General features: G+C 73.4%; 17 protein-coding genes. 3 read left to right on the forward strand and 14 right to left on the reverse strand.

The features are described 5' to 3' along the window. Positions 1–44 precede the first annotated feature (44 nt). Both ABGB17_RS00980 and ABGB17_RS00985 read right to left on the reverse strand, forming a co-directional pair. Positions 45–1,385, reverse strand: a complete 1,341-nt coding sequence (locus ABGB17_RS00980; RefSeq protein ID WP_347625742.1) for a 3-deoxy-7-phosphoheptulonate synthase class II — start codon at positions 1,383–1,385, stop codon at positions 45–47. A gap of 80 nt (positions 1,386–1,465) precedes the next feature. After that, positions 1,466–2,671, reverse strand: coding sequence for an FAD-dependent oxidoreductase (locus tag ABGB17_RS00985; protein WP_347625743.1), 1,206 nt, complete (start codon positions 2,669–2,671; stop codon positions 1,466–1,468). A 245-nt stretch (positions 2,672–2,916) separates the two neighbouring features. Here ABGB17_RS00985 and ABGB17_RS00990 point away from each other — a divergent pair, with 245 nt between their 5' ends. Next, positions 2,917–3,750: an alpha/beta hydrolase gene (locus ABGB17_RS00990; protein WP_347625744.1), complete on the forward strand. Its 834-nt coding sequence runs from the start codon at positions 2,917–2,919 to the stop codon at positions 3,748–3,750. Between the two features lie 64 nt (positions 3,751–3,814). Here the strand turns inward: ABGB17_RS00990 and ABGB17_RS00995 are convergent, their stop codons facing one another. From ABGB17_RS00995 to cseB, 3 genes are all read right to left on the reverse strand, one after another. Further along, on the reverse strand, positions 3,815–4,336 hold the full coding sequence (locus ABGB17_RS00995; protein WP_347625745.1) for a hypothetical protein: 522 nt from the start codon (positions 4,334–4,336) through the stop codon (positions 3,815–3,817). 170 nt (positions 4,337–4,506) lie between these two features. After that, positions 4,507–5,772, reverse strand: coding sequence for a HAMP domain-containing sensor histidine kinase (locus tag ABGB17_RS01000; RefSeq protein ID WP_347625746.1), 1,266 nt, complete (start codon positions 5,770–5,772; stop codon positions 4,507–4,509). Between the two features lies 1 nt (position 5,773). Then, positions 5,774–6,493 (reverse strand): two-component system response regulator CseB, encoded by a 720-nt coding sequence (gene cseB / locus ABGB17_RS01005; RefSeq protein ID WP_347625747.1) that lies wholly within the window; start codon positions 6,491–6,493, stop codon positions 5,774–5,776. A gap of 953 nt (positions 6,494–7,446) precedes the next feature. On the opposite strand from cseB, the gene ABGB17_RS01010 reads away from it, so the two are divergent. Next, entirely contained in the window at positions 7,447–8,766 is a 1,320-nt protein-coding gene (locus ABGB17_RS01010; RefSeq protein ID WP_347625748.1) for an acyltransferase, read from the forward strand. A 75-nt stretch (positions 8,767–8,841) separates the two neighbouring features. Then, positions 8,842–9,351: a hypothetical protein gene (locus ABGB17_RS01015; RefSeq protein ID WP_347625749.1), complete on the forward strand. Its 510-nt coding sequence runs from the start codon at positions 8,842–8,844 to the stop codon at positions 9,349–9,351. 207 nt (positions 9,352–9,558) lie between these two features. Here ABGB17_RS01015 and ABGB17_RS01020 read toward each other — a convergent pair whose 3' ends face one another. From ABGB17_RS01020 to ABGB17_RS01060, 9 genes are all read right to left on the reverse strand, one after another. After that, the gene (locus ABGB17_RS01020) at positions 9,559–10,557 is read right to left on the reverse strand and encodes an aminoglycoside phosphotransferase family protein (protein WP_347625750.1); all 999 of its coding nucleotides are present in this window, start codon (positions 10,555–10,557) and stop codon (positions 9,559–9,561) included. A 99-nt stretch (positions 10,558–10,656) separates the two neighbouring features. Next, a complete protein-coding gene (locus tag ABGB17_RS01025) occupies positions 10,657–11,553 on the reverse strand; it encodes an aldose 1-epimerase family protein (RefSeq protein ID WP_347625751.1) in 897 nt (298 codons plus the stop codon). A 323-nt stretch (positions 11,554–11,876) separates the two neighbouring features. Then, complete coding sequence (locus tag ABGB17_RS01030) at positions 11,877–13,628, reverse strand: condensation domain-containing protein (protein WP_347625752.1); 1,752 nt, start codon at positions 13,626–13,628, stop codon at positions 11,877–11,879. Further along, on the reverse strand, positions 13,625–15,229 hold the full coding sequence (locus ABGB17_RS01035) for a 2-oxo acid dehydrogenase subunit E2 (RefSeq protein ID WP_347625753.1): 1,605 nt from the start codon (positions 15,227–15,229) through the stop codon (positions 13,625–13,627). The genes ABGB17_RS01030 and ABGB17_RS01035 overlap by 4 nt, the downstream gene beginning before the upstream one ends. Next, the gene (locus tag ABGB17_RS01040) at positions 15,226–16,239 is read right to left on the reverse strand and encodes a transketolase C-terminal domain-containing protein (RefSeq protein ID WP_347625754.1); all 1,014 of its coding nucleotides are present in this window, start codon (positions 16,237–16,239) and stop codon (positions 15,226–15,228) included. Before ABGB17_RS01040 ends, ABGB17_RS01035 begins: the two co-directional genes overlap by 4 nt. Then, positions 16,236–17,162: a thiamine pyrophosphate-dependent dehydrogenase E1 component subunit alpha gene (locus ABGB17_RS01045; protein ID WP_347625755.1), complete on the reverse strand. Its 927-nt coding sequence runs from the start codon at positions 17,160–17,162 to the stop codon at positions 16,236–16,238. Before ABGB17_RS01045 ends, ABGB17_RS01040 begins: the two co-directional genes overlap by 4 nt. Next, positions 17,159–18,490 (reverse strand): glycosyltransferase family 4 protein, encoded by a 1,332-nt coding sequence (locus ABGB17_RS01050; protein WP_347625756.1) that lies wholly within the window; start codon positions 18,488–18,490, stop codon positions 17,159–17,161. Before ABGB17_RS01050 ends, ABGB17_RS01045 begins: the two co-directional genes overlap by 4 nt. Positions 18,491–18,613: 123 nt before the next feature. Further along, positions 18,614–20,170, reverse strand: coding sequence for a glycosyltransferase (locus tag ABGB17_RS01055; protein ID WP_347625757.1), 1,557 nt, complete (start codon positions 20,168–20,170; stop codon positions 18,614–18,616). An 8-nt stretch (positions 20,171–20,178) separates the two neighbouring features. After that, positions 20,179–20,502 (reverse strand): phosphopantetheine-binding protein, encoded by a 324-nt coding sequence (locus ABGB17_RS01060; RefSeq protein ID WP_347625758.1) that lies wholly within the window; start codon positions 20,500–20,502, stop codon positions 20,179–20,181. Positions 20,503–20,879 lie beyond the last annotated feature (377 nt).

Consider the following 20,879-nt stretch of genomic DNA (forward strand, 5'->3'; position numbering starts at 1 on the left):
GTCGTGTGCGGGCCCGCCGTCGGCGACGGCGGGCCCGGCGGGGCTCAGCTCGATCGGTAGAGCTCGGCCACGCGGAAGGCCAGGTCCAGGGACTGGCCGCGGTTGAGGCGGGGGTCGCAGGCGGTCTCGTAGCGGAGGGCCAGGTCCTCCTCGACGATGGGGTGGCCGCCGCCGACGCACTCGGTGACGTCGTCGCCGGTGAACTCGATGTGGATGCCGCCGGGGTGGGTGCCGAGGGCGTGGTGGACCTCGAAGAAGCCGGTGACCTCGTCGATGACGTCGTCCAGGCGGCGGGTCTTGTGACCGCTCGGGGCCTCGAAGGTGTTGCCGTGCATCGGGTCGCAGATCCACACGATCTGGGCGCCGCTCGCGCGGACCTTCTCCACCAGCGGGGGGAGGGCCTCGCGCACCCGGGAGGCACCCATGCGGGCGATGAACGTGAGGCGCCCGGGCTCGTTGGCGGGGTTGAGCCGGTCGATCAGCGCCAGGGCGTCCTCGGGCGTGGTGGTGGGGCCGAGCTTGACGCCGATGGGGTTGCGGATGCGGCTGAAGAACTCGACGTGCGCGCCGTCGAGCTGGCGGGTGCGCTCGCCGATCCAGACCATGTGGGCCGACACGTCGTACGGCAGGCCGGTCCGTGAGTCGATGCGGGTCAGCGCGTGGTCGTAGTCGAGGATCAACGCCTCGTGCGAGGAGTAGAACTCGACGGTGTGGAACTCCTGGGGATCGGCCTGGCAGGCCCGCATGAACGCCAGCGCCTGATCGATCTCGCGGGCGAGCTGCTCGTAGCGGCGCCCGGCCGGGGACTCGGCCACGAAGTCCTGGTTCCAGGCGTGCACCTGCCGCAGGTCGGCGTAACCGCCCTTGGTGAAGGCGCGGGCCAGGTTGAGCGTCACGGCCGAGGAGTGGTACGCCCGCAGCAGCCGCCCGGGGTCGGGCGTGCGGGCCTCGGCGGTGAAGTCGAAGCCGTTCACCATGTCCCCGCGGTACGCGGGCAGCTCCAGCCCGCCGCGCACCTCGGTCGGCTTGGACCGCGGCTTGGCGAACTGCCCCGCCACGCGGCCGATCTTGACGACCGGCACCCGCCCCGCGTAGGTGAGGACGATCGCCATCTGCAGCAAGGTCTTCAACTTGTTGCGGACGTTGTCGGCGGTGGCGCCCGCGAACGTCTCGGCGCAGTCACCGCCCTGCAGGACGAACGCCTCTCCCCGCGCCACGGCGGCCAGGCGGTCCTTCAGCTCGTCGCATTCGCCGGCGAACACCAGCGGCGGCAGCTCGCGCAGCTCGGTGACGACCCGGTCGAGCGCGGCGCGATCGGGCCAGTCCGGCTGCTGGGCGGCGGGCAGCTCCCGCCAGGAATCCAGGTTGATGGGTTCGGCGCTCACGACTAGAGGCTATTGCACCGAGGGCGGTGTCACCGATGCCTGTCCAACTGGCGAGAAAATCGCGGGGTGAGATTCCGGTGTCATCCGCCGGGGGGCCGGGTGCGCACGTGCTCGGGGAGGATGCCGAGGCCGATGAACCTGCGGGCGAGGTCGCCCACGATCGGCAGGCCGGAGGGGGGCACCGGGATCCGCGACGGCGCGCCGGAACCGGCCAGGGCCGGCCGGATCAGCCGGTTCTGTACGAGCTGCTGCGCGTACTGGGTGATCACCGTGGGTGGCGTCCTGCGGCGCTGCACCTTGCGCAGCAGCTCCACCGGGACGTGCCCGGCGCGCAGCGGCTCGGCGATCACGTTGGCCGCCGCCACCGCGTCCTGCACCGCCAGGTTGATGCCCACGCCGAACACCGGGGACATCGCGTGCGCGGCGTCCCCGATCATCAGCAGCCCGGGCCGGTACCAGCGGCGCAGCCGGTTCAGCGCCACCCGCAGCACCCCGACGTCGCCGAAGCCCTCCAGCTCGCCGGTACGGCCGGCGAGGAACGGGATCAGGCGCGCCACCGACGCGCGCAGGTCCTCGACGCCGCGCGCCTTCAGCTCCTCGAACGCGCCCTTCGGGATGACGTAGGCGAGCTGCCAGTAGGTCTCCCGGTTGATCGCCACCATCAGCCCGCCGGCCGAGATCCGCAGGAAGGTGTCCTCGAAGTCGCCGGGGTCACGTGGCAGGCGGAACCACACGACGTCCATGGGGGCGCCGCGCTCCACCGGCACCAGCCCCGCCGCGCGCCGCACCTGCGAACCGCGCCCGTCGGCCCCCACGGTCAGCGTGGCCCGCAGTTCGTGCTCCCCGGACGCGTCGCGGTACCGCACCCCCCGCGCCGCGCCGTCCTCCCGGATCAGGCCGGTCACCTCGGCCTCCATGAGCAGCCGGAAGTTCGGGTACTCCTTGGCCGCCTCGGTGACCAGGTTGAGGAAGTCCCACTGCGGGACGAACGCGATGTACGGGTACTTGGACCTCAGCCCCTTGAGGGAGACGAGCTGAACGGCCCCCTCGTCGGTCCACAACCAGAGGGCCGACGTCTTGCGGTGCGGCAGCGCCTCCACCCGGTCCGCGAGCCCCAGCTCGTCCATGACCTGCAAGGTGGAGGGATGGAGGGTGTCCCCGCGGAAGTCCCGCAGGAAGTCCTTGTGCTTCTCCAGCAGCGTGACCTCGACACCGGACCGGGCCAGCAACAGACCGAGCACGGCCCCCGCGGGCCCGCCTCCGGCGATCACACATGTCCCAGACATATTCATCACCTGTTGAAATCATGCCACAGTCAGGCCGTCTTCGTAAAGCGTTCCCCCGCTCACGTGACTCCGACCTTCTCGCGGCCCGCGCCGCGGCGGCGATTCCCGGCCGGCCCCGCGAAGATGGACGGTGTCCACGCGTTCGCGAGTTCTCCCGGAAATCGGGCCGCGAGCGATGAGTCGGCCGCGCCACGGGAGTCCTGTTGACGAACGAACCGTCACCCGTCCGTCCCAGGAGGACACCGATGATCCCTGCCGCGACCGCTCCTGCCACCGCCGGGACCCTGGAGGTACCCGGCGCGCGTCTCTACTACGAGGTGCGGGGCTCCGGGCCCCTCGTGGTGCTCATAGGCGCCCCTATGGGGGCGGCGGCCTTCGCGCCGCTGGCCGGCCTGCTGGCCGGTGACCACACCGTGCTCACCACCGACCCGCGCGGCACCGGGCGCAGCGCCGTCGAGGACGCCGGGCAGGACTCGACGCCCGAGATGCGGGCCGACGACCTGTCGCGCCTCATCGCCCACGTGGACGCCGGGCCTGCCGCCGTGTTCGGGTCCAGCGGCGGGGCCGTCAGCGGGCTGGCCCTCGTCGAGGCGCACCCCGAGCAGGTCGGTGTCCTCGTCGCCCACGAGCCGCCGCTGATCGAGTTGCTCGACGACGCGGGGCACCAGCGGGGGCTGACCGACGACATCGTGGCCACGCACCAGGCGGGGGACCGGGCCGGGGCGTGGCGCAAGTTCCTGGCGCAGGCCGGCATCGAGCTTCCCGAGCCCGTCTTCCAGCAGATGTTCGGCGACGACCGGGATCCCGCCGTGCTCGCCGACGACGACCACTGGTTCGGCCACGAGTTGCGGCCCACCACCCGCTGGCGGCCCGACCTCGCGGTTCTGCGGTCGTCCCCGGCACGCGTGGTGATCGGCATCGGCGAGGACTCCACGGGGGAGATCTGCGACCGCACCTCCCGGGCCCTCGCCGCCGCGCTGGACCTGGAGCCCGCCCTGTTCCCCGGCGGTCACATCGGCTTCGCGGACGACCCCGCCGGCTTCGCTCCGCGGCTGCGCGAGGTGCTCGGCGAGGGGTGAGCGGTGCGGCCCGCGCGGGGGCCCTGCCAGGGCGCCCCGCGCGGGTACTCCGTTCGTCCGAGGATCAGCGGTCGTCTTTGAGCCAGTCGAGGTCGATGCGATATCCGAGATCGGCGGTCGGAATCACGACGGTGTACATATCGGTATGAGCGCCAAATGTCTTTGCTTTCGAGAAGACGATGTACACCCCTTTGGTGACGGCGTTCTTGCCGGCCGTGAGGACGGTGGTGCGGTGTTTGGCGTCCTGGGTGAAATCGCTCGCCAGCGTTTTCCCGCTCGACTGGTCCACCAGCCGGATGCCTTTCCACCACGTGACGCTCGGCGGCGTCCGCAGCACGAACTGGACCTGATCCGGATTGGCGATCTTGGTGAACGTGGCCTGCACCGTGTCCTCGTAGTCCTGCGTGTTCGGCGCGTTGTAGATCGGCGAGGGCCCGACCCGCACCACGCCGGCGACGCCGTCACGCGCGGCGGCCGTCTGGCCGGCCGCCGGCGACGCCGTCACCGCGCCCGCGACCGCGAGGGCGGCCGCGAGAAGGCAGGCGGATCTGATCGACATGAAGGATTCAGGGGTCTTTCTGCTCATGACGAACTCCCGTGATGTTCCGTTGCGGACGGCCGCCGTTCAGGTGATCGTCCGGCGGCCACGGGCCGTTCTCCCCGCGCGGCCCGTTCCGCAATCACTCGTCACCGCATTCTTTAACGACAGGAATTCGCGCCCCGATATCTCGCCGATATGGGAAATGCGGGTTTTCGTCAGAGGCGCAGGGTCGCGGTCGCGCCGCCCGCCGGGGGGTTGGCGAAGACGAGGGTGGCGCCGATCACGCGGGACTGGCCCTGCGCGATGGTGAGGCCGAGGCCGTGACCCTGGCCGCGTTCGGGGGTGCCGGTGCGGAAACGCTGGGGGCCGTGGGCGAGGAGGGAAGGCGGGAAACCGGGCCCGTGGTCGTGGACGGTGATCTCCCGGCCGGTGACGGTGATCTCGACAGGCGGGCGGCCGTGGCGGTGGGCGTTGACGAGCAGGTTGGTGACGATGCGGTCAAGGCGGCGGGGGTCGGTCTCGGCCGTCGGTGCGCCGGTCACGGTGAGGCACGCCGTGAGTCCCGTCCTCGCGAGGGTGCCCTCGATGACGGAGGCCAGCGGCACACGACGCAGGTCGGCGCGCTCGGCACCCGCGTCCAGCCGGGAGATCTCCAGCAGGTCCTCCACCAGGGAGCGCACCACCTGTACCCGGTCCCTGACCAGCACGGCGGCCGCGCTCTCCGGGAGCAACTCGGTGGCGGTCACCAGGCCCATCAGCGGGGTGCGCAGCTCGTGGGCGACGTCGGCGGTGAAGCGCTGCTCGCTGAGCAGGCGGGCCTGAAGGCTGTCGGCCATCGAGTCGACGGTCGCGGAGATCTCGGCGATCTCGTCGCCCCGCCCGCCGGCGCGGGCCGCCGGGCCGCCCGCGGTGGCGCGGCGGGTGGTGCGGGCGTCCAGGTCGCCCGCGGCGATGCGGCGGGCGGTGCGGGCCACCCGGCGCAGACGGCGGTTGAGCAGCTCGGCGGCCAGGGCCGCCAGGGGGACCACGGCGGCGAGGGTGCCGAGGGCGGCGATGACGATGTGGCGGTCCAGGGCCTGGCGGCTGCGCAGGTCGGTACCCATGTCGACACGTACGGCGACGGGAGAGTCGCCGAGGCGGACGGCGGCCCACATCCACGGCTTGTCCGGGTGCCCGTCGTACCAGACGACGGGGTCCCCGGCGGTGTCGATCTGCTGGCGCAGGGGGAGCGGGATCGTCTCGGGGGGCTCGGCGGCGAAGGTACTGCCCGTACGGCGGTAGTTCTGCAGCTCGGCGTACAGGGCGGTCATGGCGCGGCCCCCGCCCACGTTCATGGAACGCTCGTAGGTGCTCCGGTGGACCAGCAGGCCGACGGCCAGGGCGACCGCGCAGGACGCCACGGTCACCAGGGCGGCGATCTTCCAGCGCAGCGACCGCCAGTTCAGCAGGTGCCGCACCGCGCGGGCGGCGGTGTCCCGCATCTCAGCGCCGCAGCTTGTAGCCGAAACCGCGGACGGTCTCGATGCGGTCGGGGCCGATCTTCCTGCGCAGGCGCTGGACGCACAGGTCGACGACGCGGCTGTCGCCGTCCCAGCCGTAGTCCCACACGTCGGTCAGCAGCGTCTGGCGGTCGAGCACGATCCCGGGCCGGGCCGCGAACACCAGCAGCAGGCGCAGCTCGGTGGGCGCCAGCGCCACCGGCCGCCCGGCCAGGGACACCTCCAGGCCGCCGGGATCGATGACCAGGTCGCCGAACACCAGCAGGTCTCCCAGCGGCTCCCCGGCGCCCGCCGGCTCCGGGACGAAGGACGCGCGGCGCAGCAGCGCGCGGATCCTCGCCACGAGGACCGAGGTGTCGGCCGGTTTGACCACGTAGTCGTCCGCCCCCGCCTCCAGTCCCGCCACCACGTCGAGCGCGTCGCCGCGAGCGGACATCATCAGGATCGGCGTCATGCTGGACTCCCTGATCCTGCGGCACAACCCGATGCCGTCCAGCCCCGGCAGCATCACGTCCAGCAGCATCACATCGGGCCGCACCTCCTGGAACCGCTCCAGCCCCGCCAGCCCGTCGCCCGCGACCGCCACGCGATAGCCGTACCGCTCCAGCGCCATCGCGACCGTCGTGCGGATCACCTCGTCGTCCTCGACGAGAAGCACCCGCACCGGCGCCGCCGCAGCGTCCTCGGCCACCAGATCCGACATGTCCCCCCGAATCACCAATGTCATAAAAAACGTAGAACCCTGCCGTATGACCCACCCGACCCTACCCAAGCCCCTCCGACCGGGACGGCGCTACCGACTCCCCTCACCCTCGCTCGCGGCGATGACGGGAGCGGCGTGGGGCATGGGGTTACGGCGCCGCCTGGAAGATCCGCCCGCGGTGGCGAAAAAGAGGCGACGGTACGCACCCCACCCATGCACCGTTCCGTCCCGCGCACCCCGCCCCATGCACTGTTCCGTGTGGGGCCGGTGGGTGGCGGGCGGGCGCGGGGCGGCCCTCCCGTCAGGTGGCGGAGGTACGCGGGACGCCGGGTGCGGCGAAGGGCGTACCGGGCCGCTATGCGCCGGGTCATCATGCGCCGGGTCATCATGCGCCGGGTCATCATGCGCCGGGTCATCATGCGCCGGGTCATCATGCGCCGGGTCATCATGCGCCGGGGCGCTGGTCGTCCGCTCGACCGGCGCTGGAGGCGCGTTCCGTGCACCACTCGCCGCGTTCCGTGCATCCGGCGCGTTCTGTGCCCCCCGCTGCGTCCCGTGCACCCGGCGAGTCCCGTGCACCTCGCCGACTCCGGTGCACTCTGCCGACTCCCGTGCACTTCGCCGCGTCCCGTGCACCCGGCGGGTCCCGTGCACCTTGCTTCGTCCCATGCACTTCGCCTCGTCCCATGTACCTCCCGTCTCGTTCCACCTCGTGAGTCCCGGTCACCTCGTCGCTCCCATGACCTCGGCCACTCCCACGCACCCCGCAGCTCCCACGCACCCCGCAGCTCCCCACGGTTCCCTCCGCGCCGCACGGGAGAGCGCCGGCCGCACAGTTGATACACGGTTGAGCGCCTGCGGATACATCGCGGCGCTCGTGCGGAGAACCACCTCGCCCAGGGTGACGGAGGTGCGCCGGCCCCGGCGCTCCCCGTTCCCGGAGGTGGTCCCCGATGTCCCTGCTCGTGCGCGCCCGCGACGGCTTGAAGGCCGTGCGCACCGGTCACGGTGCGGAGCCAGGGCCCGTTGGCCACAGTACGGAGGCCGGGTGTGTCGGTCACGGTCTGGAGGGGGGTGGGGGTGGTGCGGTGGGACGGGGGGGGGGGCGCTTCGGTCACGGGGCGGGGGCTGTGCGGGCCGGGGGCGCTGGGGGCGGATCGGGGGGCGGGGGTGACGGTGGCGGTTCCAGCGGTGGGCGTGACGGCGCGTGTGCGGGGGGTCGGCGGCGGTTGGTGTGGGCCGATGCGGTCAAGGGGGTGTGCATTGTGCTGGTGGTGCTTTGGCATGTGGTCGTCAAGGACTATCTGCGGGTGGACTGGCGGGTCGCGGTGCCGGTGCCGGGGGGGTGGGGGGCGCTGGGGGACGGGCTGCTCACGTTGCGGATGCCGTTGTTCTTCACCGTCTCGGGGATGCTGGCGGCGGGGGCGTTCCTGCGGCCCTGGGGGGCGGTGGCGCGGAGCCGGGTGGGGCGGTTCCTGTATCTGTACCTGCTGTGGGCGGCGATCCACACGGTGCTGCTCGGGTTCGCGCCGGGGTTCGACACGGGGCGGGCGCACGGTCCGGCCGAGTTCGTCACGCAGGTGCTGTTCACGCCGCCCAACGTCTGGTACCTCTACGCGCTGGCGCTGTACTTCACGGTCGCCAAGCTGCTGCGCCGCGTGCCCGCCCCGGTGCTGATCGGCGCCGCGCTGGTCCTGGCGGTCGCCGTGGCCGGGTGGCCGGAGCCGTTGCCGGGCAACCGCGCCTCGCTTCTGCGCAACCTCGTGTTCTTCCTCGCGGGGCTGCACCTGCGGCCGCACCTCGAACGGCTCGCCGCCACCACCGGCCCCCGGCGGGCCGCGCTGCTCGGGGCCGGGTACGCGGCCGCCCTGCTCGCGGTGGCCCTCACCGGCGCCGAGGGCGTCCCCGGCGTCTGGCCGGCCGTCTGCGCGCTCGCGGTGATGTTCGGCGTGTCCGCCGCGCCGCTGCTCGCCGCCGTCCCCGGCCTCGGCGCCGGGGCGGCCTGGCTGGGACGCAGGACCCTGGCGGTCTACGTCGTGCACATGCCGGTGCTGGCCCTGCTGGACCACTTCCTGGCCCCGCCGCTGTCCGCCGTGGGCCCGGCCTGGCTGCGTCTCGTGCTCGCGGTCGTGTACCCGGTGCTGATGACCGCGGTGATCGTGGCCCTGTGCCTGCTCGCGGAGAAGGCCCTCGGCAGGGCCTCGTGGCTGTTCGACCTCCCGGCACGTGAACGCCGTGGGAGACGGCGGATCGGCGCTGTTCGGCAGGTATAAACCCCTGGCTCCCGGGCAGTCGGTGGGCGGCTGCGGAAGCGGCCGGCACCTCCGAGCGACGTGGAGTTGAGGCACATGATACTGCTGGGGCTACTGTTGATCGTGATCGCCGGCGCGGCTCTCGTCGCGGTGGCGAACGACATGACCGGGAACGTGGCGATGTCCGTCACCGTCCTAGACCGTGTCCTCCAGTTCAACGAGCTGGAACTCTTCCTGGCCGGAGCCGGCACCGCCGCGGTGTTCCTGCTCGGCCTGATGTTCTTCACCATGGGCATGCGCCGCATGGGCGTCCGCCGCAGGCGCCTGATCGCGGCACGCGCCGAGTCCCGGGACCGGGTCGCCCGGCTGGAGGAGGAGAAGCGCCGCCTGGAGCAGCGCCTCGAGGCCACCGCCCCGCGTCCCCGCACCGCCCCGGACGCGGCGCCCGCCCCCGCGGCGGTGCCCACGCCCACCGGCCGGCACGCGTCCGACCGTGACGGCGACGGCGTGGACGACCGGGCCGAGCGGGCCGGCGCCACCCAGCCGACGCGGCACCCTGACGACCGGCTCGTGGCCGGCAACCGTTCCGAGCGCGCCGACGCCTGACATGGGCGGCGGGACCTGCGAGAACCGCACGGCCGCCCCGGGAGGTCCCGGGACGGCCGTGCGGGGTGCGGATCGAGGAGTGGCGTGGGGACGGCCGCCGGACGGGCCGGGGCCGTGGGCGGCGCTACCGCCGCGGCGGCGCTGGTCGCGGCCGGTGGCGCATCACTGCGTCGGGTACCGCCGCGCGAGGCGGCAGGGGGCGGCGGGTCATCGCTGCCTGAGGAACGTGAGGCTCCTGGTCAGCCCGGCCGTCGCGAGGTCGCGGATCCGGGCGTAGGACTCCTCGGGGTACTGCCGGGGCCCCGCCTCGACCAGCAGGATCATGTACAGGTACACCCGGTACAACGCGTCGCGCGTCATGGCGTCGGGGGTGAGGGCGAGCCGCCCGCCCGCCTCGCGGTAGCCGGCCAGCAGCGGGTCGTCGACCCGCAGCTCGCCGAAGATGGTGGGGGTGACGAAGTCGGCGAGCGGGTCCCCCCAGAAGGCCCGCTCGTGGTCGATGAGGGCCTGGATCCGCGGCGGCCCGCCGGGGTCCGCGGTCAGGAACACGTTGCCGGGCCAGATGTCGAAGTGCACCAGAGCGGGTGTCGTCACCGCGTCAAGCGCGCAGGCGTTGGAGTGGATCGCGCCCGCGATGTCCACCAGCGAGCACGGCAGCGGGGTGTCGTAGCGCACGGCGTCGTCCAGCAGGGCGCCGGTCATCACGAGGAACGCGTCACGCCACGTCGGCCCGGTGAGCGCCGCGTAGGGGTAGCCGTAGACGCCGTCCCCGGGAGCGACGGTGTGCAGCGCGGCGATGCAGCGGCCGAGCTCGCGCCGCAGCGCCGCGTCGTCCTCCTCGGACACCGTGGCCTGGTTCCACGGCACACCGTCGAGGGCGGACATGATCAGGTAGTCGCTGCCCAGCTCGGGGTCGTCGAAGCCTGAGTGCAGCAGTTGGGGGAGCGGCACGCCCGCGGGGGCGGCGAGGTGGTACACGAGGGCCTCGGTGCGCAGCAGCGCCCGTTCGTAACGCAGGAGATCGAGATCGGGCGGCGGCGCGACCTTCAGCACGACCTTGCGGCCGTCGTCGAGGGTCAGCAGCCATACGGCGTTCGCGAAGCCGTCCACCAGCTCCTCGGCGCTCGTCACCTCGGTGCCGAGCGCGCCGCGTATCAGCGTGCCCAGTTGCGCGGTCGTCAGCCGCTGCTTGGTCCTGCTATCCATCGTTCCCATCACTTCGGCTCGGGGGGTCGGGTCAGGCGGCCACGGGCCTCGCCGATGGCTGAGGCCCGGCCATGAGCGCGGCGCGGGGTGGCCGGCCGGTCACAACACCGAGACGGTCCAGCTCGCCTCGTGTTTGCCGCCAGGACCGAGCACGATGAGGTCGGTGCCGGAGTTGAAGGCGTCGGGCGGGCACGTCATCGGCTCCACCGCGATGCCGCGGTGGCCGAACCCCGTGCCGGTGCAGACCTGCACCCACGGCATGGCCGCCGCGTCCCACGCGATCTGCACGCCGCCTCCGGCGCCGCGCAGCCGCACCTGGGTGGTGCCGCCGGGCGCGGCGTCCAGGCCGGTGAACGCGTGGTCGAGCACCGTGCCGCCGAGCTCGCGCGGCACCCGGAAGTCGTACGGCGTGCCGTCGACCGGCTCAAGCGAACGGGGCAGCAGTCTCTCGTCGGTGAGCAGCACCCGGTCGGCGGGCAGCTCCAGGCTCCACCCGGTCTCCGCGCCGCCGTCGGCGATCAGCCAGGGGTGCGGCCCGCAGCCGTACGGTGCCGGCCGGTCGCCGATGTTCTCGGCGGTCAGCGTGGTGGTGAGGCCCTCGGCGGTGAGGTGGTAGCGGACCTGCAGGGCCACGCGGAAGGGGTAGCCGGGGGTCGGCTCGATGACGTGCTCGAACCGGGCGGAGCCGCGGTCCTCGTCCACGGTGCGCACCTCGACCGGCTCCCAGTCGGCGAAGGCGACCAGGCCGTGCAGGGCGTGACCACGCTCGGGCTCGTTGACGGGCACGTCGCGGGTCTCGCCGCCGAAGGTGTAGCGCCCGTCGCCGATGCGGTTCGGCCAGGGGGCGAGGAGGGTGCCGCTGTAATGCGGGACGGGGCCGTTCTCCGGCCAGGTCGCCACGACGTCGCGGCCGCCGTGCCTGAGCACGCGCAGGGCCGCGCCCCGCTGTGTTATCTCGGCGTGGAAGTCGCCACCGCGGAGGACGTACTGAGGCACGGGGGAATCCTCTCATCGACGTTGGGAACGCTTTGATCCGGGTGACACAGTGCGGGAGCCTCCCCCGGCCGAGCTCTCCGCGATCGGTGCCGATCCCGGAGCGCACACACCGGTGGGAGCGCTCCCATAGCGAGCAAAGTTAAAGGCTTTCGGTAGGAGCGTCAACTATTTCGGGTCAATATCGACTGGAGTCGCGGCTCACGACTGCCGGACATATCCCTGCAGGTCAGGCGATATGCGGACAGCACGCACCGAACCCCGGTCCCGCGCCTCCCCTTTTCCGTCACCACGGGCCGCGGCGTGCGGCTTGACAACCCGTGGCGTCAATCCCGCGTCGCGGGCCTCCCCCGTGACGCGGCCAGAGCGCCGACCAGTCCGGTGACCGTCGGCGCCTCGAAGATGGCCCACGCGGGGATCTCGACCCCGAGCCGTTCCTTCACGTGCGCCGCGATCCGGGTGACGGCCAGGGAGTCGCCGCCGAGCTCGAACAGGTCGGCGTCCGCCTCGGCGCGGGGCACCCCGAGCACCTCGCACCAGATCCGGCCGGCCTCCGCGGCCAGGACCTCGTCGGCGGGACCCAGCGCCGCCGGAGGGGACTGCGGGCGGGCCCGGCCCTCCGGGTCGGTCAGCCGGCCCTGGAAGCCCTCCAGGGCCGGGAGGGCGAGATCGTCCACCGGGACGTCCGGTGAGATCGACAGGGCGGTGAGCAGTGTCTCGAACGCGGTGGCCAGCGCGGCGGCGGCCCGCCGGGACACCCGGTCCAGGCGATGGGTGAGGATCAGGTCGTAGCCGGAGCGGTGCGGCGTCATGGTGAGCGTCAGGTCGTAGGGCGTGTCGTCCACCTCCTGCCCCCACTCGAAGGCCCGCAGGCCCGGCCAGCCGTCCGGCGGGCGCGGGTCGTCGCGCTGGATGAACGCGAGCTGGAAGACCGGGTGCACGCCGGGACGCCGCCGCCCGCCGAGGCCGGACACCAGCGTGTCGAACGGGATCTCGTTGGCCAGCGCCGCGCCGAGCTCCCGCCGGGTGGCGTCCACCAGGGCGCGGAAGCCGAGGGTGCCGTCCACCCGCACGTGCACCGGCACCATGTTGGCGAAGCACCCGACGATCTGCTCGAACTCGCGGCGCGCCCGCCCCGCCGACACGGTGCCGACGGTGACACCGGGCCCCGCGCCGCCGCCGGTCTCGGCGCGCACGCGGTGCAGCAGCACCATGAAAGCCGTGAGCACGGTCGCGAACGGCGTCGCGGCCCCGCCGCGCAACGCGTCCACCAGGGCCGCGCTCACCTGCAGGGAGGTGGTGGCGGTGCGGCGGGTCTCGCGGGGGTCGTGCTCCTCGGCCGGGAAACGGACGCACACCGGCGGGTCGTCACCCAGCCGTTCCCGCCAGAACGGCAGCCTCTGCTCCGCCTGCGGCCGGGCACGGGCCGCCGCCCACGCGGCGTAGTCGGCGTACCGCACGGCCTGCGGCTCCGGCGGGGCGCCCCCGCCGTACAGGGTGGCCAGCTCGCGCGCCACCACGCCGAGGGAACCGCCGTCGCACACGATGTGGTGCAGCACCAGCAGGAGCCGGTGCTCGGAGGGGGACAGCCGGTAGACGGTGAGGCGCAGCAGCGGCCCCGTGGCGAGGTCGAACCGCTCGCCGCCGGCCGCCCGTGCCATCTCGCGCGCCACGCGCTCCCCGCCGGGCTCGCCGCTCAGGTCGACGACGGTGAGCGGGACCTCCACCCTGCTGAGGATCATCTGGCGCGGCTCGCCGCCGGAGTTCACGAAGACGGTGCGCAGCGTCTCGTGCCGCTCCACCAGGCCCGCCAGCGCCCGGTCCAGCGCCGCCAGGTCCAGCGGGCCCGACAACCCGAGACCGAGCGTCACGTTGGGCGTGGCCGAGTGCCGGTCCGCCTGCGCGGTCAGCCACAGCCTGCGCTGCTCGGGGGAGCACTCCAGCAGCGCGCCGTCCCGCGGCACGAGGGGCACCCCGTCGCCGGTGCCGCGCCGCCGCGCCGCGAGCAGCCGCGCGGCCAGTTCCTTGCGCTGCTCCGACAGCCCGGCGGGCCACCGCTGCGTCTCGTTCACCGTCATGACGCCGTTCCGCCGGGGAACGCCAGGGCGTCGCGCAAGGCGGTGAGGAAGAGGATGACGTCGCGGCCGTTGAGTACGCGGTGGTCGTAGGCGGCGCCGATGTGCACCACCTCGCGGGCCGTGAAGCCCCCGTCCCCGTCGGGCACGACCTCGGGGTGGGGGGCGGCCAGCGCGAGGGCGCAGGTGTGACCCGGGAAGACGATGGGGACGGCGAGGACCACGCCGGGCTCGTTGTGCAGGGTGAGCACGATGTTGGCGCCGCCGAGGTCCTTCTCCCGCAGCTCACCGCGCATGGCGCGCACGCGGAAGTCGAGGAGCGTGCGGGAGATCTCCTTGAGGCCGAGCGCGGCGGCGTCCCGCACCACCGGGATGACGAGTCCCTTGCCGACGTCGAAGGTGACGCCCACATGGGCCGCCTCCGACGGGCGCACCGAGCCCCCGTCCACCGGGGTGGCGAAGAACAGCGGGAACCGGTCGTGCAGGCTCGCGATCGCGCGCACCAGCAGCTCGGTCGGCCCGATCAGCGTGCGCAGCTCCCGGGTGCGGGCCCGGCCCTCGGCCAGCGCCGGGCCGATGTCCACCTTCATGACGGTGTACGCGGGCGGGATCGTCCGGTGCGACAACGCCACCACGTCCGCCGTCCGCCGCTGCGCCCGCGACAGGGCCAGCGTCGCCCCGGCGTCCGCCGCGGCCCCGGGCCCCGGCGCGCCGGCGGCGAGGGAACCCCTGGCGTCCGCCGTGGTGCCGGGTTCCGGCGCGCCGGCGGCGAGGGAGCCCTCGGGGTACGTCGTGGTGCCGGGTCCCTGTGGTCCGGCGGCGAGGGAGCCCTCGGCGTACGTCGTGGTGCCGGGTCGCGGCGGTCCGGCGGCGAGGGATTCGACGTCGGACTCGCGGACGATCTTCTTGCCCAGGGCGCGGACGGCTTCGTCGCTGATGCCGTACCGCTCCATCAGGGCCCGCGCCTTGCTGGTGATCACCGGCCCGCCCGGCGGCCGGAGGGGTTCCCCTCCCTCCGGGGCGGGCGGGCCGGTGGGTCCGGTGAGCGGACGCCCGCCGGGGTCGAGTCCGGGAGGCGGGGCGTCGGCGGGGGCGGGTACGCCGGTGCCGGCGGGCAGGTCCGCCGGGACGAGGGCGGCGGGTGAGGCCGGCAGCGAGGCGAGATCCGCCGGGGACAGGACGGCGGACAGGCCGGCGGGGGACTCCGGCACGGTGGTCAGGCCGACGGCGGATCCAGGCCCTGTGGACAGGCCGGCGGGGGACCCAGGCTCCGTGGAGAGACCGGCGGGGGACCCCGGCACGGTGGTCAGGGCGGCGGGGGACTCCGGCACGGTGGAGAGGTCCGGGGCGGGGAGGGTGAGCGGAGGCAGGCCGGTGGGGGAGAGGCGGGCGATGAGCTGGCCCGGTTCGCAGTCGGCGCCCTCGGCCAGCAGGTGGGCGAGGAGGCCGTCGCCCTCGGCGGTGATCTCCTCGGTGGCCTTGGAGGTCTCCAGGACGGCGAGCGGGTCGCCGCGGCGCACCGGGGCGCCGTCCTTGGCGATCCACTCCACCAGCACGTACTGGGCGTCGTTGTTGTTGAGCTTCGGCACGCGTATCTCGGTCATCTCAGGGCCTCCAGCACCGCCTGGCGGATGGCGGTGTCCTCCACGAGCACGGCGCGCTCCAGGTGCGGCGCCGTGGGGATCACGTCGGGCGCCGAGTGCACCAGGCGCACCGGGCCGCGCAACGAGTCCCACAGCCGCGCGTGCAGCACGTGGGCGACCTCGCCGCCCCAGGTCCCCCCGGCGGTGCTCTCCTCGGCCACGCACACGTGCCGCGCCCCGGCCAGCAGCGGCATCAGCGGCTCCGGCTCGAAGGGGTACAGCCGGGCGGGCACCAGCAGCCTGGTGGTGATCTCGTCCTCCAGCAGCAGCACGCGCATGGCCCGCAGCGCGTGGTGCGTCACCCCGCCGGTCGCGATGATCGTGCAGTCCGGTTCGGCGTCGTCGTCCAGGCGCACGCACGCGGTGTACGGCGGCGGCCCGACGAGCTCGAAGGTGAACAGGTCGTCCACCTCGTCGCCGTGGAAGCGGCGCCGCGTGTACAGCACCTTGTCCTCGAACAGCAGGCACGGTTCGCCGAGCCCGAGCAGGTACGGCAGCAGCAGGCGCGCGTCGTGGAAGGGGCTCATCTCGAACACCGACAACCCGGGGATGCCGATGAAGTGCTTCTGGAGGCTCTGGCTGTGCGTCGGCCCGTACCCGCGCCCGCCCCCGGTGGGGCAGCGCACCACCAGCGGGATCTCGACCCGCCGCCCGTACATGCGGGTCGACTTGCTGGCGAAGTTCAGCAACTGGTCGAACGCCAGCCCGGCGAAGTCGCCGAACATGATCTCCACGATGGCCTTGTCCCCGGCCAGGGCGAGCCCCGCGCCGACACCGACGATCCCGCCCTCGCTCAGCGGCGTCGTCATCACCCGCGCGCCGTACTGCGTGGACAACCCCCGGGTCACCTTGAACGCGCCGCCGTAGGGGTCGGCGATGTCCTCCCCGAGGACGTGCAGGCTCGGGTCGGCCGCCATCACCTCGTGCAGCGCCCGGTTGAGGTTGTCGACGATGCGCTCGGCCCGGGTCACGCGGCGCCCCCGGCGACCGGCGGACGGTCCGCGACCTCGGCCACGATGGCGGCGACCAGCTCACGCTGGCGGGTGTCCGCCTCGGTGAACCGCTCGGGGAACGCCTCCTCGTACGCCCGGTGCCAGCCGGACAGCTCGGCGTGCGCCCGTTCGGCGGCGGGGCGGGAGTCGTCGCCCTTGCTGTGCGGGCCGATGCGGTGGGTCATGAACTCCACGATCAGCGGCCCGGAGTTCTGCCGCACCGAGGTGACCAGCGGCCCCAGCTCGTCCCGTATCCACGCCAGGTCCACCGTGGTGACCCGGTGGTACCCGATGCCGAACGCCGCGGCCCGCCCGGCGACCGTGCCGGCCATCTGGCGGCTCGTCGGCGTGGACTGCGCGATGCCGTTGTTCTCCACGACGACCAGGAGCGGCACCCGCCACAGCCTGGCCATGTTGAGCGCCTCGTACACCGAGCCCTCGCCGAGCGTGCCGTCGCCGATGTAGGCGCAGGCCAGCGCCCCGTGGCCGGTGCGCTTGAGGCGCAGCCCCACCCCGACCGCGACCGGCAGGCTCTCGCCCTGCACCCCGGTGGACAGGAACCGTTCGTGGTAGATGTGCTGGCTGCCCCCCACGCCGCCGCACAGGGCACCCTCCCGACCCATGATCTCGGCGAGCAGGCCCCGCGGGTCGGGGTAGCGGGCGAGGAAGTGGCCGTGGCCCCGGTGGTTGCTGAAGACGAAGTCGTCCTCGCGCAGCAGTGTGCGCAGCGCCACCGGGATGTACTCCTGGCCGAGGCAGGTGTGCGTGGTGCCGTTGAGGGCGCCCTTGCCGAACAGGTCGAGCAGGGCGAGCTCGAAATGCCGGATGAGCAGGAGGAGCTGCAGGTCCTCGTCGGCGATGGCGGCGATGGGCGGACGGTACGCCTGCGCGATGCCGGTCACGATGCTGTGTCTCCTTGCTCCGAGGGGGGCGGGGGAGGGGGCTCGGGGCGTCCGCGCGCGGCCAGCAGGGCGGCCAGCGCGGCGCGGCGCTGCGGGGTGAGCGTCTTGGCCCGGTGCGGGACGGGCGGCTCGCCGGCGTCCGGGCGCGGTGCGGGTGTCCCGGCGGGGGCCAGGCCGGTGAGGAAGCGCTCCAGTGCGCCCTCGTCCAGGGAGGCGGCGAAGGCGGCGGCGGCCTCGCGGGAGCGCACGGAGATCTCGCGGTGGTGCGCCGGGTCGTCCAGCAGACGGTCCAGGGTGTCCAGCCACGGCCCGGCGTCCTGCTCGGGCACGACCGGGACCGGGCGGGCGTGCGCGCCCGCCTCGTAGCCGGTGATGCGGCGCACCGGCAGCAGGTACGGGACGCCGAGCTTGGCCTCCGACAGGCCGCCGACGTCCGACGCCAGCACCGGCACGCCGCGCAGCATGGCCTCCACGGCGGTGTAACCGAACGTCTCGTCCCACAGCGACGGCATCACCAGCACCCGGCTGCGCGCCAGGATCTCGCCGATGTCGTCCACCGGGTCCATCAGCTCGATGTTGGGCCGGGCGCGCAGCGCCGCCAGGTCCTCCTCGGTGGCGCCCCACGTCGGCACCGCGAGGAACGGCACCCGCGGCCGGGCGTCGGCCATCGCGAGGAAGACCGGCAGCCCCTTGTACGCGCACGGGTTGACCATGGTCACGGCCTCGCCGTCGCCGGGCCAGGAGGTGCCGGACGGCGTGTAGACCTGCGGGTGGATGAGCGTGGAACCGACGCCGCCCCAGCGTTCGAGGTGGTCCTGGGCCGCGCGGCTGACCGCGACCACCCCCGCGGCGTTCCTGACGAGGCGGGTGCCCGCGGCGCTCGGATAGAACGCGCCCGGCCCGAACGGGATCTGCTGCAGGGTGTGCGCCAGGTACACCACCCGCCCCGGCGCCGCCCGCGACGCGGCGCCCAGCATGATGAGCCCTGGGTCGTCGGACGGCACCAGCACCCAGTCCGGCGTCAGCTCCGCGCAGACCGTGCCGACCCACCGGGCCAGGTGCGATGGGTTGACAACGGCATGTGCCACCACGCCGCGGTACTCGTAGGTCACCGCCTCGTCGCTCACCGACCGGACCAGCGCCCCCGCGCTCTCCAGGTAGCGCAGATGCCCGTCCAGCGACGTCCGGCGCAACGCCCCCGACAACGGCGCCACCACCCGGCAGTCATGCCCGCGCGCCGCGAGCTGCTCGAACATGATCCGGTTCGACTTGTTGGCCCCGCCATGCGTCGGCAGGTGGAACATGTTCTGCGCCAGCAGGATCCGCATCACGCCCCCCACCCGTCACCAGCGAGCACGCGGACACCCGTCCCGCGACCCGGCATCCGCATCACGCCTCCCGGCACTCGTCGGACGGCCGGCGGACGTCCGTCCCGCACCGAAGGATCCGCATCACGCCTCCCGTCCCGACAGCCGCCCGCGCAACCGCTCCGCCACGGCCTGTCGCTGCGCCGCCGACAGCCTTCCGAGCTGCCGCCGAGCCGCCTCGACCGCCGTGGCCCCCTCTTTCCTCTCCGCGGCCACGCCGGCCGGCGCCAGCGCGACCGCCTCCGACCCCGTATCTGCCGTGATATTTCCGGTAGGGGACGTGAGCCCAGCGTCGTCGTCCGGCGCGAAGTCCGGCGGCGCGACGGCCAGCGACGAGATCAGCCAAGCCGCCCGCCGCACCCCGTCCTCATGCGCTCCGCCGGTCTGGGTTCCGCCGGTCTGCGTTCCGCCGGAATGCTCCCCGCCGGGCTGTCCTCCGTCCGGCTGCACTGTGCCGCCGGGCCCTCCGTCGGGCCGTACTGTGCCGGGTTGCATCACGTCCGTTGCCAGGGGGTCCGCGTCCGGGCCGTCCGGTTGCGTCAGGTCCGGGGGGCGGGTGCCCTGGGCGGTGGCGGACTTGATCAGGGGGGCCACTTCCTCGGGGGTCCAGCGGGGGGCGGGGAGCCAGGTCGCCAGGGAGTGGCGGTGGAGGCGTTCGGCGTTGTCGGGACGGTCCACGCCGTGGGCGAGGATGATCTGGGGGGCTCCGGCGCGGAGGGCGCGGCTCAGGGTGCCGATGCCGCCGTGGTGCACCACGGCGGCCACGCGGGGCATCACGGCGTGGAACGGGAGGCGGGGGAACCAGGTCACGCCGGGAGGCAGGGGGTCGGGGACGAGGTCGCGGTGCCTGACCACCAGCAGGACGGGGCGGCCGGCCTGGCGGGCGCCTTCCACGGCGGCGGTGTAGAAGCGGCCGTGCAGCATGCGGCCGGTGCCGCCGGTGACGAGCACGGGGGCGACCGGGCCGCTCAGGACCTCTTCGGCGGCGGGCGGCAACGGCTCGTCGGGGCCCTCGTCGGGCAGGGGGAAGCCGGTCAGGCGGACCCGTGCGGGCGAGCGGGTGCCGGCACGGTCGAACCAGCGGGGCCACAGGCCGAGGTGCAGGGCGGCCGAGGAGAACCAGGCGTCCCAGTCCTCGATGGGCGCCAGCCCGAGCCGCCGCCGCACCCCCGCGATGCCCTCCCAGAGCAGGTGGCGGTACGCGTGCAGCGCGGCCCGCTCGGCCATGATCTGGATCGGCGCCACCGCCACCCACGCGGCCGGCGCCCCGAGCGCCTCCGCGGCGAACAGCACCGAGAGCGCCGAGGTGTGCCGCCCCACCAGCACGGTCTCCCCGGCGCGGTACCGCGCGGCCATGGCGGCGAACTCCAGCTCCATCTGGCCGTACAGCCCGTTGCGCTCGTAGAACTCCTGCCATCCGAGGCCGCCGAGCAGGTCCGGGGTGTCGGCGAGGGTGCGCTCGAACTCCGCCGCGGTGTCGATCGGCACGAAGCCGAGGCCGGCGCGCCCGGCGTGCGGCCCGTAGTGGGCGTGCGTGATGAGCGTGACCTCGTGGCCGCCCGCGCGCAGCTCCGCGCCGAGCCGGACGAAGGGCAGCACGTCGCCGTCGGTGCCGTGCGTCACCAGCAACATGGTGGGCATGGCGGAGGTCAGTCCTCCTCGGCGAGGAGGGCGAGCACGTCCTCGTCGGACATGCCTTCGAGCTCGGCGAGGAGCGCGGCCATCTCCTCGTCGTCCGCGGACTCCAGCCGGCTGCGGTCGATCGCCGCGGCGGCCTCCGCCACGGTGAAGTCGCCGCCGAACAGCAGGTCGATGGGCAGCTCGACGCCGTAGTTCTCCTGCACGCGCGCGAGGAACTGGACCATGGCGAGGGACTGGCCGCCGAGGGCGAAGAAGTCGTCGTCGGCCGAGGCCGGGGTCACGCCGAGCAGTTCCGTCCACATCGCGGCCACCGCCGCCTGGGTGGGGGTCATGAGCACCCGTCCGGAGTGTTTCGGTGTGGTTTCGGCCTCTCCGGCCGGAGCGGATGCGACACGGGACCTCCAGCGCGGCGTTCCGCAGGGAATCGGGGCATATGGGAGCGCTCCCAAGACCCTAGGGATGACCGCAAAGAAGTGTCAAGGATGATCAGGGCTTTGCGTCGTTTCGGACGGCGACCTCAGCCTAAATATCCTGGTAAAAAGCCCGTTACGGACGAAACATGAACGACATCTTGACGACGCCAAACCCGATCCATAGCCTTTCGGGTCGTGGGAGCGTTCCCACCATCACTGAAACCTATGCATTCGCCCAGGACGCGCTTGTCTGACGGACATAACGGACAAGAGCCCCTTTCTCGTCTTAGTCCGGC

Source organism: Sphaerisporangium sp. B11E5 (assembly GCF_039871875.1).
GTDB lineage: Bacteria > Actinomycetota > Actinomycetes > Streptosporangiales > Streptosporangiaceae > Sphaerisporangium.

What these genes read in the sequence shown, in the direction of transcription:
- ABGB17_RS00985 (WP_347625743.1), bottom strand. Translation starts at nt 2,671, where the DNA reads ATGTCTGGGACATGTGTGATCGCCGGAGGCGGGCCCGCGGGGGCCGTG.
- ABGB17_RS00990 (WP_347625744.1), top strand. Translation starts at nt 2,917, where the DNA reads ATGATCCCTGCCGCGACCGCTCCTGCCACCGCCGGGACCCTGGAGGTA.
- ABGB17_RS00995 (WP_347625745.1), bottom strand. Translation starts at nt 4,336, where the DNA reads ATGAGCAGAAAGACCCCTGAATCCTTCATGTCGATCAGATCCGCCTGC.
- ABGB17_RS01000 (WP_347625746.1), bottom strand. Translation starts at nt 5,772, where the DNA reads ATGCGGGACACCGCCGCCCGCGCGGTGCGGCACCTGCTGAACTGGCGG.
- cseB (WP_347625747.1), bottom strand. Translation starts at nt 6,493, where the DNA reads ATGTCGGATCTGGTGGCCGAGGACGCTGCGGCGGCGCCGGTGCGGGTG.
- ABGB17_RS01010 (WP_347625748.1), top strand. Translation starts at nt 7,447, where the DNA reads ATGTCCCTGCTCGTGCGCGCCCGCGACGGCTTGAAGGCCGTGCGCACC.
- ABGB17_RS01015 (WP_347625749.1), top strand. Translation starts at nt 8,842, where the DNA reads ATGATACTGCTGGGGCTACTGTTGATCGTGATCGCCGGCGCGGCTCTC.
- ABGB17_RS01020 (WP_347625750.1), bottom strand. Translation starts at nt 10,557, where the DNA reads ATGGATAGCAGGACCAAGCAGCGGCTGACGACCGCGCAACTGGGCACG.
- ABGB17_RS01030 (WP_347625752.1), bottom strand. Translation starts at nt 13,628, where the DNA reads ATGACGGTGAACGAGACGCAGCGGTGGCCCGCCGGGCTGTCGGAGCAG.
- ABGB17_RS01035 (WP_347625753.1), bottom strand. Translation starts at nt 15,229, where the DNA reads ATGACCGAGATACGCGTGCCGAAGCTCAACAACAACGACGCCCAGTAC.
- ABGB17_RS01050 (WP_347625756.1), bottom strand. Translation starts at nt 18,490, where the DNA reads ATGCGGATCCTGCTGGCGCAGAACATGTTCCACCTGCCGACGCATGGC.
- ABGB17_RS01055 (WP_347625757.1), bottom strand. Translation starts at nt 20,170, where the DNA reads ATGCCCACCATGTTGCTGGTGACGCACGGCACCGACGGCGACGTGCTG.
- ABGB17_RS01060 (WP_347625758.1), bottom strand. Translation starts at nt 20,502, where the DNA reads ATGACCCCCACCCAGGCGGCGGTGGCCGCGATGTGGACGGAACTGCTC.